Source organism: Candidatus Pelagibacter ubique HIMB140 (assembly GCF_025558165.1).
Classification (GTDB): Bacteria; Pseudomonadota; Alphaproteobacteria; order Pelagibacterales; family Pelagibacteraceae; genus Pelagibacter; species Pelagibacter ubique_T.
Map to the genome: position 1 here is coordinate 424498 of NZ_LAMZ01000001.1, position 12511 is coordinate 437008.

The following is a 12511-nucleotide window of genomic DNA, read 5'->3' on the forward strand; positions in this document are numbered from 1 at the left end:
AATGAGCATTCTTTCTTTAAATAATATAGAAAAAAATTTTGGAGCCATACAGGCTTTATCAGGGGTTAGTTTTGATATTAAAGAAGCTGAAACTGTAGGATTAATGGGTGATAATGGAGCGGGTAAATCTACACTACTAAAAATAATAGCTGGTAATTTTAAACCTTCAAATGGTGAAATAAAGTTTGAAAATAATACTGTATCATTTGAAAAACCAATAGATGCAAGAAAATCTGGTATTGAGGTAGTTTATCAAGACTTAGCTCTTTGTAATCATTTGACTGCAGCATCTAATGTTTTTCTAGGTAGAGAGATACAAAAAGGTATTTGGCCATTTAAGTATTTGGATTATCCTGCAATGTTTAAAAAATCCTCTGAATTATTTGAGGAACTTAAATCTGAAACTCGACCAAAAGATTTAGTTATGCAAATGTCTGGGGGACAAAGACAGGCTGTGGCTATTGCAAGAACTAGACTTACAAATCCTAAATTAGTTTTAATGGATGAGCCAACAGCAGCAATTAGTGTTAGACAAGTTGCTGAAGTATTAGATCTTATAAAAAGATTAAAAGATCAAGGAATAGCCGTGATGTTAATTAGTCACAGAATGCCAGATATATTTGAAGTATGCGACAAGCTAGTAGTATTAAGACGAGGTGAAAAAGTTTGTGAAAAAAATATAAAAGATTCTTCTACAGAAGAAGCTACAGGCTTAATTACAGGAGCAATAGATAGAGTATGAGTTCAGTAAAATTTAATCAGGAAATAATCTCCAAGACTGAAAAAAATTTATTACAAAAACTTGTTTCTGAACAATCTTTTTGGGTAACAATAGCTTTATTTGGGATTTGTTTTATTATGTTTTTTGTAGAAGATGCTTTTTCTAGCAAAGATAATCTTTTTAATATTACACGAAACTTTTCTTTCATCGGAATAATGGCAATTGGAATGACATTTGTGATTATTACTGCTGGGATAGATTTGTCTGTAGGGTCAATAATGGGTGTTACAGGAGTTATATGTGGTTTATTTTTGGATGCTCAATTTTTACCTGAATGGTATTCCAAAGCCTCATATTTTGAAGGAGTTTATGTTTGGGTATCAATAATTTTAGCTTTACTTGCTGGTACATTAATTGGTGCAGTAAATGGATATCTAATTGCTTATGTTAAACTTTCTCCTTTTGTAGTCACTTTAGGAATGATGGCTGCTGCAAGAAGTTTAGCTTTAGTAGTCTCAAACAATAAAATGTTTTATGAATTTGGACCTAAAGATGAAATGTTTTATGAAATTGGAGGAGGTTCAATGCTAGGTCTTGCTAACGCAACTTGGTTATTAATATTTCTTACGATAGTTATGGGTTTAGTATTGAAATATACCTCATATGGAAAACATGTTTTTGCAGTTGGTAGTAATAAAAAAGCTGCTGAATTATCTGGAATTAACACGAGATGGATTGAAATGTCAGTCTACATGATCAGTGGACTATTTGCGGCAATTTCTGCTGTTATGATAGTTGGATGGATGGGCTCTGTAACTAATGCTTTAGGCTATACTTATGAATTAAGAGTTATTGCAGCAACAGTTATTGGTGGTGCTAACTTAATGGGTGGTGTTGGTGGTACTTTTGGGGCATTTATTGGTGCTGCATTAATGGAAACAATTAGAAACAGTCTTCTAATGGCTGGAATTGACCCTTACTGGCAAGGAACATTTTTAGGAATATTTATCGTAGGTGCGGTTTGGTTGGAAAAAGTTAAAAATAAGAAGAATTAATTAATAAACTTTTTTATCCATACAATTATATTTGTTGAAAATTAATATATCTGAAAAAAAAGAATTTTGATTATCTGAATTTTTCTCAAAATCTAAAATTTTATCAAATGCAACTTTAATTTCTAATTCAACATCATGGCCTATAACAAAATCCATTTTATTATTTTCTAAAAGATCTCTAGAATTTTTATTTAGTTCATGACCTACAAATACAATATGATCTTTTACATCCATTTCACTAATTGCTTTTGCGACACCTAAATTTCCTCCAGCAATATTATAAATTCCTAACGGTGGTCCATTTTCTTTAATATATTTTTTAACATATTTGTAACTTTGTTCCGATGTATCTAAATTAAAAACACTTTCTTTAATTTTAAGATTTGGAAATTCTGATCTTAATACTTTTCTAAAACCTAGCTCTCTTTCCTGTTGACACCTGTATGGCATACTCATGACCATCAAAATTGAACCTGATCTTTTCCCAACATTTTTTCCAATTATATTTGCAGCAGTAGATCCAGCATTAGATTGATTATTACCTATATAAGCTGATCTGCTCGAATTTGGAAAATCAGTGGTTAATGTAATTACAGGTTTTCCTTCACTTGCAATTTTACTTAGCTCGTTATTTATATTTTGATCCTCCTGTGAAACTATAATCACTGCATCAAACTTTGAAGTTTCTTTTAAAATTTTTACAAATTGACTAGGTTTAAATTCCTTTGCAGGAATAAAATATTTTATCAGATTAAACTTATAAATTTCATTATTAATTTTATCTAAACTCTCCTCAAGAGTCTTGTTATATGAAGGTCCTGATTGACAACAAATTAAAATATTTTTAGTTTGATTTGTATTATTTCCGTTTTGAAGGTTATTTAAAATTTTTAAGATTTTATCTTTAGTTTTTTTACTCACCCCTTTTCTGTTATTTAAAACTCTATCTACAGTCGCTGTACCATACCCTGACTCATCAGAAATTTTCTTTATAGAGACATTTTTCCAATGATTTTTCATACAAACATGGTATCATTTAATGATGTAAAATCAATCATTTGATGTATCACTTTTTAGTTGTATTACATCATTTTACTTGAAACTAAGACTCATTCTAAATAGTATTTGTTTAATAAACTAACTAACTAATAGAGAGAGAAATATGAGAAAAACAATAATTGCAATGTTAGCATTTATTTTTGTATCAATTTCTGGAATTTCATATGCAGCTGATAAAGTTTTTGCATTAGTTCCAAAAGCTATGAACAACCCGTTTTTTGATTTAGCGAGAGATGGTTGTAAAGTTGCTGAGAAAGAAATTGGTGGGATAGAATGTTTATACATTGGACCTGGAGAGCATACTGAACAAGAACAAGTTCAAATTGTTCAAGATTTAATCGCTAAAGGTGTTGATGGAATTGCTGTTGCATCTTCTAATGCGGCTGCAATGGCAAAAGCTGTTAAAGGAACAGATATTCCAATTATTACTTGGGACTCAGATCTTTTAACTAAAGATTCTGGTTTAAGAGCAGCTTATGTTGGAACAAAAAACTATGACATTGGTGTATACCTTGCGCAAATCGTTATGATGTTAAAACCTAACGGTGGTGAAATTTGTATACAATCTGGTGGTGCTGCAGCTGCAAACCACAATGAAAGAATGTCAGGAATAAGAGACACTATTGCTGGAAGAGCAGATTCAGGAACTTATCCTAGTGCAGCTCTTAAAGGTGAAAATGGATGGACTGAAGCTAGCGGATGTCCTCTGTACACGAACGATGATTTCCCTCTTTCTGTACAACAAATGGAAGATATCTTTGCAAAACATCCAAACCTAACAGCATTTGTACCAACTGGAGGTTTTCCTCAATTCGTATCTAAAGCTTTCAGAAGAGTTGCTGAAAAGCACGCAGATAGAATTGGTTCTATGAAAACTGCTGTTGTAATTGCAGATACTCTTCCAATGCAAATGGAAGATTTAGATGCTGGAAGAACACATGGTCAAGTAGGTCAACAACCTTATATGATGGGCTACAAAGCTATGTATGTTCTTAAAGATATAGTAGATGGTAAAGCATTAAAATTTGACAACCCATCACTAAAAGCAATCTATACAGGTCTTGATGTTTGTATGAAGCCAAACATTGGATCTTGTATTGCGGGATAAAATCATTATTCTTCTTAAAAGTTTCTAAGCCCAATTTTTATATTGGGCTTAGTTATCTGTATAACTTTAAATTTTATGACTAATAAATATATATCTGATCAAGCTAACCAGTTTAAAAATAAAATAATAATTGTAACAGGAAGTACTCAAGGTAGTGGAGCTGAGACAGCAAAATTGCTTGCAAGCAGAGGTGCTAAAGGAATAACTATCTGTGGAAGGAATAAAGAGAAAGGAAACAAGGTAAAAGCTGAATTAGAAAGTATGGACGTGGAATGCTTATACGTTCAAGCTGATTTAGAAAAACTTGAAGATTGTAAAAAAATAGTTTCTGAGACTGATAAAAAATTCAACACTGTAGATAGTTTTATTAATGTTGCTGCTTTTACAGAAAGAGGAACGATCTTAAGCACTACAGAGGAAAATTATGACAAAAATTTTAATGTAAATGTAAAAGCTCCTCTTTTTATGATGCAAGATGTTATAAAAATAATGATTAGAGATAAAAAAAAAGGAACTATTGCTCATATTTTATCAATGGCTGGATATAGTGGTATGCCTTTCTTAACTGCTTACAGCTCTTCTAAAGCAGCATTAGCTATAATGATTAAAAATGTTGCAAATTCAGTATCTGGGCACCAAATAAGAGTGAATGGTGTAAATTTAGGTTGGACAGATACGCCAGCAGAAACCGTAATTCAAAAAAAATTTCATAATGCAGATGATGACTGGTTAAAAAAAGCTGAAGCCAAAGTTCCATTTAAAAGATTAAACAAACCTTTGGATGTTGCTAAGATCTTAGCTTTCTTGTGCTCAGATGAGTCGGGTATTATGACTGGAAGTATTGTTGATTTTGATCAAACAGTTGCAGGATGGCATTCTTATTCAGCATATGACACTAAGATTTTAGATGAAAGCATTTTGGGAGAGTGAACCTAATTTATAATAACTTATGAAAGTTATTGATTCACATCAACATTTTTGGGATCCTTCAAGGGGTGATTATCATTGGATGCCAAAAGACAATCCAATATTAAATCAAAAATATGAAGTTAAAGATTTAATTCAAGTTTCTGACTCAATAGATTTACACAAAACTGTTTTAGTTCAAGCTGCAGCAACTAATGCAGAAACTGAATATATGTTAAATATTGCTGAAGGTTCTGATTTAGTTTGTGGAGTTATTGGTTGGGTGAATTTTGAAGACCAAAATCAATTAGATCAATTAAAAATTTTCTCAAAACATCCTAAATTTCTTGGAGTAAGACCTATGATACAAGATATTCCAGATGAAAATTGGGTTTTAAATAAAAATTTTGATACTTTTTTTAAAAATATAATTAATTTAGATTTAAGCTTTGATGCACTAGGATTTCCAGTGCACTTAGAAAATTTTTACAAAATTGCTACAAAATATCCTTCTCTAAGATTTATCATAGATCATTTAATGAAACCAAAAATCTGTAATAATAAACAAGAAGAATTTATTCATTGGCAAAAAGGTATGAACAAATTATCTAAGCTAGAAAATGTATATTGTAAATTTTCTGGAATGGTCACAGAAGCCTGCGAAAATTGGACTGAGCAAGATCTAAAACCATATGTAGATGAGATATTAAATCTATTTACTGATAAAAAAATTTTGTGGGGATCTGATTGGCCTGTCTGTAACTTAAGAACAAATTATTCAGGATGGTATAATGCAGCAACAAATTTACTTAAAGATTTAAGTATAGATGAAAAACAAAATATCTTTTATAATAATGCAAAAAAGTTTTATAAACTTAAAATATAATTTATGAAAAAAAATAAAATCAAAAATACTGGTGTTGAAGTCACTGAATTGAGTTTTGGAACCTCCTCTTTAGGTAGTATGCCAGATACTTACGGCTATGAAGTGCCAGAACAAAGAGCTCAAGAAATGTTAAAAAGATTTTTTCAAGGTCCAGTAAATGTGCTTGATACCTCAAGAAACTATGCAATGGGAGAAAGTGAAAAAAGAATTGGTAAAGCAATAAAAGAAAATGGTGGTTGGCCAGAAAAATTTGTCTTATCAACTAAAATCGATAGAAATATGGATACATTAGTTCTTGATAAAAAAAGAACAAGAGAATCTATTGAAGAAAGTTTAAAAACTTTAAATGTAGACTCTGTTGATATTTTATTTCTCCATGATCCAGAGTACGTAAAAGATATAAATGACGTAACTAAAAAAGATGGAGCATTGGATGAGTTGTTTAAAATTAAAGAAGAAGGTTTAGCGAAAGCAGTGGGTCTTGCTATGGGAAAAATAGATATAATGTTTCCTATGTTAAAAAAATGGGACTTTGATGTTATGATAAATCATAACAGATACACTTTGTTAAACAGGGAAGCAGACGAGATGTACAGTTATGCTCATAGCAAAAATATATCTATTTTCAACGCTGCTCCTTACGCAGGTGGTGTTTTAGCAAAAGGACCAAGTAACTTTAAAAAAATAACTTATCAAGACGCTTCTGAAGAAAAACTTGCACCAGCAAGAGAAATAGAAAAAGTTTGTAAAAAATATAATGTTGAAATGGGTGCTGCAGCTTTACAGTTTTCAATGAAAGATAAAAGAATTACATCTACTATTTGTGGAGTTACTAGTGTTAACAGTATTGAAAAAACTCTTGCTTGGGCTGAAACAGATATACCGGAAGAATTTTGGAGTGAAGTTTTGAAACTGCCTTATTCTACTAAAGATCCAGAGTCTGAGAGAATATTCACACCAGGTTAAACTTTAAAAAGTTAAAATATCAGTAAACTTTATACTTAATTAGAATTAAGTTCATAAAGAGTTGGAAACATTTTACCGTTTAAATTATCTCCATTTTTATATCCATTGGCTTCCATTATAGCTCTTTCTTCTCTAGCCCAATCACCTCTATAAATTATTTTTGAATTTTCTTTTGCCATTCTAAGTGTAAATCTATTTATATCTGATTTTGGAGTAGTTTCATGTAAAGCTCCATGCAAAGTCCTAATATCAAAATATACACAATCTCCTACCTCTAAATCCCATTCTAAAAACTCATAACTTTCTTTATTAGAAATTATATCTGGAGTTAATTCATACTTAACGCCATTAACAACTCCTTCAGTTCCATCAACTTTATGACCGTCTTTAAAACGAGTTCTTAGAAATAATTTATTCCACAAATGAGATCCTTTTATCCAGGCTATAGAGTCTTCTTTTCTTACTGGCTCAAGAGGTATCCACAAAACACACATTGAACCTTCAAAATCAAAGTAAGAAATATCATGATGAAATGGTGGTTTAGATTTAGAGCCAGCTTCCCTAAAAAACCAATTATCCATTACTAAATTAATCTGCTTAGCATCTAGTAATTCAGAGGCAATTTTAGCTGTAGGTGAATTAAAAATAAAATTCTCAAATTCTTTATGTAAGTTCCATGTCCAAAAATCCTCTAAATAACAAGGTAAATTTGGATCTGTGGTATGATTAGTAAACCTGGGGCTTGGATTGTTTTTTGCTTTATTTATTCCAGATCTTAAAAGCTCAATCCATTTGATATCAAATTTATTTCTTAAAAATACCGCTCCATCTCTTTTAAATAGTTTGATCTCATTATCATTTAAAATTTGACTCATAGATTATTTAAGAAATAATACAAAATATATCATATGAATATTCTCAAAGATAGTTTTGGGCGGAGGTTTCCATACATAAGATTGTCAATATCTGATGTGTGTAATTTTAAATGTGGCTACTGTTTACCTAATGGTTATAAAATTGATAAAAGTGATAACAGAACCTTTATCACTAAAGAAGAAATTGGAAGACTTGCAAAAGCTTTATCAGAATTAGGTGTATCTAAAATAAGATTAACTGGAGGAGAACCTACAGTTAGAAAAGATTTTTTGGATATAATTAAAATAATTAAAAAAAATTCAGGTATTAAAAAAACTGTAATTACTACTAATGGATATCACTTAAATAGAATTGCAGATGATTTAAATAAGAGTGGTCTTGATGGTATAAATATAAGTATTGATAGTCTTGATCCAAAGACTTTTAGAAAAATTACTGGACATGATAGATTAAATGAAATTTTAGAAGGAATTAAAAAATTACAAAAACTAAATTTTAAAAATATTAAAGTTAATGCAGTCCTTCTTAAAGGCGTTAATGATAAAGAAGAAGATTTTAAAAGTTGGGCTAATTTTATAAAAAATAATCAAATTGAATTTAGATATATAGAATTAATGCAAACTGGAGATAATTTAGATTATTTTAATCAGTATCATGTGTCTGCAAATAAATTTACAGATTATTTAAATAATAATAATTGGGTGATTCAAACATTTGGTAAAGATGCTGGTCCTTCCAAGAATTATATAAATCCTGAATACAAAGGAAAATTTGGTGTTATTGCACCCTATTCAAAAGATTTTTGCAAGAGTTGTAACAGACTAAGAATAACTGCCAAAGGTGATTTAAGATTGTGTTTATTTGGAAATACTGGAATAAATATTAGACACTTGATGCAAAGAGATGACCAAACTGAAGAACTGAAAGATTTAATTTTGAAACAATTAAATTATAAAAAAGAATCTCACTATCTTGAAATAGGAGAAACAGGATTAACAAAAAATCTATCAACAACAGGTGGATAAAATGAAAAATTTAAAGATTGTAACTAATAACGATTTAAAAAACTGGGCAAAGGAAATTTTTGAAAAAAATTCATTTAAAATGATTGATGTTTCTGAAAAAAAGGAAACATTCCGTAGAGCTTTGGCATCAGGAAAAATTTATGTTGGCAAAGAGGTATTCGAACTTATTAAAAATAAAAAGATGCCTAAGGGTGATCCAATTACTTTAGCAGAAGTTTCTGCAGTATTAGGTGTTAAAAAAACAAGTGAATTAATACCTTTGTGTCATCCTCTTCCAATAGATCATACGGCTACTAAAATCATAATGAATGAAGAAGATAGTTCACTAGAAGTATACTGTGTGGTTTCCGCTTATGCCAAAACAGGTGTGGAGATGGAAGCAATAATGGGTGTAAATGCAGCTCTGATTACAATTTACGATTTAAGCAAAATTGTAAATCCTCATCTAAAAATAGATAATGTAAAATTATTAATTAAAGAAGGTGGAAAAACTGGATTATGGAAAAATCCAGATGGACTTCCGAATTTTTTAAAAGATTTTTTCTAAAATTTATGAAAGTTAAAATTGAGTTGTTTGGAGCCGCAAGAGATTTTAATGACCAAAATTTATTAGAACTAGATCTAGGTCAAAAAACAACAATCAAGGATATAAGGAATAAAATAATTCAATATGTAGATCAGAAATTTAATGGAAATGAAAATTATATAAAAATCATTAACTCTTCAGCTTTTTGTTCGGAAAAAAATAATATTGTTAGCGACAATTATAAAATCACAAATAATGAAAAAATTGGTATCATACCTCCAATTGGAGGAGGTTAATGCTTCATACTGACATTGTAGATAGTAAAGTTAAAAAATTATCATTAATTGATGCTGAAAAATTTATAACATCCAATGATTTTGGAGCATCGCTAATTTTTAGTGGCACAGTTCGTAATCAAAATAATAATAAAAGTGTTTTAGGTATTACATATGACAGTCATGATGCTTTGGTAATAAAAAGTTTTGAAGAAATTTATAGTGAGGCTGAAGAAAAACTAAACATAAAGAGTAAGAGTGTTTTTATTGAACATGCCAAAGGTTACTTAAACTTAGGCGAAATTAGTATTATTATAGCAGTTGCGTGCAAGCATAGAGATGAGGCTTATGTACTATCAAGATATATAATTGAAGAAATTAAAAAAAGGTCTCCTATATGGAAAAAAGAACATTACACAAATAATCAAAGTGATTGGTTAAAAGGAAATCCTATTATTCATGAAAAAAATTAAATACTCAGAAATAACACCAGAGAAAATTTATAAAAATAGAAGATCTTTTGTTAAATCTCTTGGGTATGGAGCAAGTTCTTTAGCTTTAGCCACAATTCCTTTTGCAAGTCAATCTCAAGCTGATGATAGGAATGAACTTACAAGTTTTAAAGATATAACAACTTATAATAATTATTATGAGTTCGGTACTTCAAAGAGTGATCCTTATGTTAATTCACAAAATTTTAAAACATCACCATGGGCAATAAGTATTGAAGGGGAAGTTGAAAAACCTATTAAACTTTCTATGGAAGAAATAACTGAGACATTTGTCTCAGAAGAAAGAATATACAGATTAAGATGTGTGGAAGGATGGTCAATGGTTATTCCATGGATGGGTTTTTCGCTAAGTAAATTATTGTCAAAAGTAAACCCAACTAGCAAAGCGAAGTATGTTGAATTTGAAAGTGTTTATGATCCTGAACAAATGAAAGGTCAAAGATATCCAGTTTTGAACTGGCCTTATAAAGAAGGATTAAGAATAGATGAAGCAATGCATCCTTTAACTACGGTTGTAACAGGCTTGTATGGTAAAAAGCTTCCAAATCAAAATGGAGCGCCTCTGAGAATATTTATCCCTTGGAAGTATGGTTTCAAAAGTGCAAAAGCAATTGTTAAGATAAAATTTGTAGAAAAAATGCCGACTTCATCATGGATGTGGGCATCTCCACGAGAATATGGATTTTACTCTAATGTTAATCCTAATGTAGATCATCCTAGATGGTCTCAAGCAACAGAAAGAATAATTGGTAAAGATATTTGGGTGCCAAGAGTAAAAACGCTTATGTTTAATGGTTACGGAGATGAAGTTGCAAATTTATATACAGGGATGGATCTAAAAAAATATTTTTAATGAGAAAATATTTTAAACCAGGTGTATTTATTTTAAGTACAATTCCTTTTTTATTAATTTTTTACAAAATATACTTCAATAAACTTGGGCCAGAACCTGTAAAAGAAATTACTCATTTTACTGGAGAGTGGACTTTAATATTTATCTGTCTAACATTAAGTATGACGCCACTTAAAAGGCTAACTAATTTAAATATTTGGATAAGTTTTAGAAGAATGTTGGGATTGTTTGTTTTTTTTTATGCATCTCTTCATCTCTTTACTTACGTAGGTATAGATTATAGATTTAATTTACAGCCGATAATTGATGATGTTCTGAAAAAAAAATACATCTTTATTGGATTTGCAGCATGGGTATTACTACTTCCATTGGCAATTACATCTTCTCAAATGATGATAAAGTTACTCAAAAATAATTGGAAAAAATTACACAGATTAATTTACGTAATAGCGATGTTTGGAGCTCTTCATTATATATGGTTATCTAAAACAATTTTTTTTAGACCACTAGTATATTTGGTAATAATACTTGTTTTACTTGCTTTAAGAATTAAAATTAAAAATAGGAACGTAAATTATGGATGATAATCTAAAAAAAGAAATTCAATCAGCTACACTTGAAAGATTAATGAGACATTTAGATGAAAGAAAAGATGTTCAAAACATTGATTTAATGAATTTAGCTGGATTTTGCAGAAATTGTTTGTCTAGATGGTATAGAGAAGAAGCTGAAAAAAAAGGAGTAGAAATATCAGATCCTGATGCAAGGCAACATATTTACGGAATGCCCTACTCTGAATGGAAAGAAAAATATCAAAAATAACTTTCTATTCAATTCAAGTTAATGTTTGCTTATTTAAGTCTATTTATTGTTTCATTTTTAGCTGCAACAATACTTCCCTTTTCATCTGAGGCTATATTAGCAACTTATCTATTGTCAGAAACTTATAATAAATTTTTGTTAATATTTTTTGCAAGTTTTGGAAATATTTTAGGATCTACCTTCAATTGGTTTCTAGGAATTTATTTCTTGAAATTTCAAGATAAAAAATGGTTTCCTTTTACTAACACACAAATTGATAGATCATCCAGGTGGTTTGGAAAGTATGGTAAATGGTCTTTGTTATTTGCGTGGGTACCAATTATTGGTGATCCAATTACTTTTATTGCTGGAACGATGAGAATTAAATTTTTAATTTTTTTATTGCTTGTGAGTTTTGGAAAAATAATGAGATATTTTTTTATTTCTCTTTTAGTCTAGGAAACAATTCTACAAAATTACAAGGTTTATGATTAATATCTAATTGATGTTTAAGGATACCGTCCCAAGCATCTGTTACTCCTCCTGAAGATCCTGGTAAGGCAAATATGTATTTACCATTTGATAGAACTGCACAAGCTCTAGATTGAATTGAAGACGTACCAACTGTTTTTAAACTAATAGTCCTAAAAACTTCGCCAAATCCTGGAATATGTTTATCTGCTATTTCATCAACAGCTTCGGGTGTAATATCTCTTCCAGTTAAACCTGTGCCACCAGTTGTAATGATAACATCAATATCTTTATGATTAGTCCAGTCTTTTAGAATTTTAACTATATCTGCTTTATTGTCTTTGCAAATTTTTCTATCAATTAATTGATGATTGGCCTCTTTAATTTTTTCAACCAAGATCGAACCAGATTTATCGTTATCAATTGTTCTTGTATCTGTTACAGTTAATAAAGCTATATTTACAATCATAA

At 29.9% G+C, this 12511-nt stretch carries 17 protein-coding genes; 14 read left to right on the forward strand and 3 right to left on the reverse strand.

Going from position 1 to position 12511, the window contains the following annotated elements; all coding sequences use genetic code 11:
- Position 1: 1 nt before the first annotated feature.
- Together VP90_RS02450 and VP90_RS02455 are read left to right on the forward strand one after the other, a co-directional pair.
- Complete coding sequence (locus VP90_RS02450; RefSeq protein ID WP_262589492.1) at positions 2-742, forward strand: ATP-binding cassette domain-containing protein; 741 nt, start codon at positions 2-4, stop codon at positions 740-742.
- Positions 739-1776, forward strand: a complete 1038-nt coding sequence (locus VP90_RS02455) for an ABC transporter permease (RefSeq protein WP_262589493.1) — start codon at positions 739-741, stop codon at positions 1774-1776. The genes VP90_RS02450 and VP90_RS02455 overlap by 4 nt, the downstream gene beginning before the upstream one ends.
- Here the strand turns inward: VP90_RS02455 and VP90_RS02460 are convergent, their stop codons facing one another.
- Entirely contained in the window at positions 1777-2796 is a 1020-nt protein-coding gene (locus tag VP90_RS02460) for a LacI family DNA-binding transcriptional regulator (protein ID WP_262589494.1), read from the reverse strand.
- 142 nt (positions 2797-2938) lie between these two features.
- On the opposite strand from VP90_RS02460, the gene VP90_RS02465 reads away from it, so the two are divergent.
- The 4 genes from VP90_RS02465 (at position 2939) to VP90_RS02480 (ending at position 6701) form a co-directional block, all read left to right on the forward strand.
- A complete protein-coding gene (locus VP90_RS02465; protein ID WP_262589495.1) occupies positions 2939-3943 on the forward strand; it encodes a substrate-binding domain-containing protein in 1005 nt (334 codons plus the stop codon).
- Positions 3944-4018: 75 nt separating this feature from the next.
- Complete coding sequence (locus VP90_RS02470) at positions 4019-4873, forward strand: SDR family oxidoreductase (protein ID WP_262589496.1); 855 nt, start codon at positions 4019-4021, stop codon at positions 4871-4873.
- Positions 4874-4892: 19 nt separating this feature from the next.
- A complete protein-coding gene (locus VP90_RS02475; protein WP_262589497.1) occupies positions 4893-5735 on the forward strand; it encodes an amidohydrolase family protein in 843 nt (280 codons plus the stop codon).
- 3 nt (positions 5736-5738) lie between these two features.
- Positions 5739-6701, forward strand: a complete 963-nt coding sequence (locus VP90_RS02480) for an aldo/keto reductase (RefSeq protein ID WP_262589498.1) — start codon at positions 5739-5741, stop codon at positions 6699-6701.
- A 35-nt stretch (positions 6702-6736) separates the two neighbouring features.
- Here the strand turns inward: VP90_RS02480 and VP90_RS02485 are convergent, their stop codons facing one another.
- Entirely contained in the window at positions 6737-7576 is an 840-nt protein-coding gene (locus VP90_RS02485) for a phytanoyl-CoA dioxygenase family protein (RefSeq protein WP_262589499.1), read from the reverse strand.
- Positions 7577-7609: 33 nt separating this feature from the next.
- Between VP90_RS02485 and moaA the strand changes: the two genes are divergently transcribed.
- From moaA to VP90_RS02525, 8 genes are read left to right on the forward strand one after another with little or no spacing between them, the layout of a single operon-like run.
- Positions 7610-8602 carry a GTP 3',8-cyclase MoaA gene (gene moaA, locus VP90_RS02490; RefSeq protein WP_262589500.1) on the forward strand — a complete coding sequence of 331 codons (993 nt, stop codon included), beginning with the start codon at positions 7610-7612 and terminating at the stop codon, positions 8600-8602.
- Position 8603: 1 nt separating this feature from the next.
- Positions 8604-9149 carry a cyclic pyranopterin monophosphate synthase MoaC gene (moaC, locus tag VP90_RS02495; RefSeq protein ID WP_075506541.1) on the forward strand — a complete coding sequence of 182 codons (546 nt, stop codon included), beginning with the start codon at positions 8604-8606 and terminating at the stop codon, positions 9147-9149.
- Between the two features lie 5 nt (positions 9150-9154).
- Complete coding sequence (locus VP90_RS02500; protein WP_262589501.1) at positions 9155-9424, forward strand: molybdopterin biosynthesis protein MoeD; 270 nt, start codon at positions 9155-9157, stop codon at positions 9422-9424.
- Entirely contained in the window at positions 9424-9876 is a 453-nt protein-coding gene (locus VP90_RS02505; protein WP_262589503.1) for a molybdopterin synthase catalytic subunit, read from the forward strand. The genes VP90_RS02500 and VP90_RS02505 overlap by 1 nt, the downstream gene beginning before the upstream one ends.
- Complete coding sequence (msrP, locus tag VP90_RS02510) at positions 9863-10768, forward strand: protein-methionine-sulfoxide reductase catalytic subunit MsrP (protein ID WP_262589504.1); 906 nt, start codon at positions 9863-9865, stop codon at positions 10766-10768. Before VP90_RS02505 ends, msrP begins: the two co-directional genes overlap by 14 nt.
- Entirely contained in the window at positions 10768-11352 is a 585-nt protein-coding gene (locus tag VP90_RS02515; protein WP_262589505.1) for a sulfite oxidase heme-binding subunit YedZ, read from the forward strand. The genes msrP and VP90_RS02515 overlap by 1 nt, the downstream gene beginning before the upstream one ends.
- Entirely contained in the window at positions 11345-11590 is a 246-nt protein-coding gene (locus VP90_RS02520) for a DUF1244 domain-containing protein (protein WP_075506533.1), read from the forward strand. Before VP90_RS02515 ends, VP90_RS02520 begins: the two co-directional genes overlap by 8 nt.
- A gap of 21 nt (positions 11591-11611) precedes the next feature.
- Positions 11612-12028 carry a YqaA family protein gene (locus tag VP90_RS02525; RefSeq protein ID WP_262589508.1) on the forward strand — a complete coding sequence of 139 codons (417 nt, stop codon included), beginning with the start codon at positions 11612-11614 and terminating at the stop codon, positions 12026-12028.
- Here the strand turns inward: VP90_RS02525 and VP90_RS02530 are convergent.
- Positions 12009-12509, reverse strand: a complete 501-nt coding sequence (locus VP90_RS02530; RefSeq protein WP_262589509.1) for a molybdenum cofactor synthesis domain-containing protein — start codon at positions 12507-12509, stop codon at positions 12009-12011. The two genes, VP90_RS02525 and VP90_RS02530, sit on opposite strands and share 20 nt — an antisense overlap.
- Positions 12510-12511: the final 2 nt, after the last annotated feature.

Coding starts and splice junctions, on each gene's coding strand:
- VP90_RS02465 (WP_262589495.1), top strand. CDS start 2,939: ATGAGAAAAACAATAATTGCAATGTTAGCATTTATTTTTGTATCAATT.
- VP90_RS02450 (WP_262589492.1), top strand. CDS start 2: ATGAGCATTCTTTCTTTAAATAATATAGAAAAAAATTTTGGAGCCATA.
- VP90_RS02470 (WP_262589496.1), top strand. CDS start 4,019: ATGACTAATAAATATATATCTGATCAAGCTAACCAGTTTAAAAATAAA.
- VP90_RS02485 (WP_262589499.1), bottom strand. CDS start 7,576: ATGAGTCAAATTTTAAATGATAATGAGATCAAACTATTTAAAAGAGAT.
- VP90_RS02530 (WP_262589509.1), bottom strand. CDS start 12,509: ATGATTGTAAATATAGCTTTATTAACTGTAACAGATACAAGAACAATT.
- msrP (WP_262589504.1), top strand. CDS start 9,863: ATGAAAAAAATTAAATACTCAGAAATAACACCAGAGAAAATTTATAAA.
- VP90_RS02520 (WP_075506533.1), top strand. CDS start 11,345: ATGGATGATAATCTAAAAAAAGAAATTCAATCAGCTACACTTGAAAGA.
- VP90_RS02515 (WP_262589505.1), top strand. CDS start 10,768: ATGAGAAAATATTTTAAACCAGGTGTATTTATTTTAAGTACAATTCCT.
- VP90_RS02505 (WP_262589503.1), top strand. CDS start 9,424: ATGCTTCATACTGACATTGTAGATAGTAAAGTTAAAAAATTATCATTA.
- VP90_RS02480 (WP_262589498.1), top strand. CDS start 5,739: ATGAAAAAAAATAAAATCAAAAATACTGGTGTTGAAGTCACTGAATTG.
- VP90_RS02500 (WP_262589501.1), top strand. CDS start 9,155: ATGAAAGTTAAAATTGAGTTGTTTGGAGCCGCAAGAGATTTTAATGAC.
- VP90_RS02460 (WP_262589494.1), bottom strand. CDS start 2,796: ATGAAAAATCATTGGAAAAATGTCTCTATAAAGAAAATTTCTGATGAG.
- VP90_RS02525 (WP_262589508.1), top strand. CDS start 11,612: ATGTTTGCTTATTTAAGTCTATTTATTGTTTCATTTTTAGCTGCAACA.
- moaA (WP_262589500.1), top strand. CDS start 7,610: ATGAATATTCTCAAAGATAGTTTTGGGCGGAGGTTTCCATACATAAGA.
- VP90_RS02455 (WP_262589493.1), top strand. CDS start 739: ATGAGTTCAGTAAAATTTAATCAGGAAATAATCTCCAAGACTGAAAAA.
- VP90_RS02475 (WP_262589497.1), top strand. CDS start 4,893: ATGAAAGTTATTGATTCACATCAACATTTTTGGGATCCTTCAAGGGGT.
- moaC (WP_075506541.1), top strand. CDS start 8,604: ATGAAAAATTTAAAGATTGTAACTAATAACGATTTAAAAAACTGGGCA.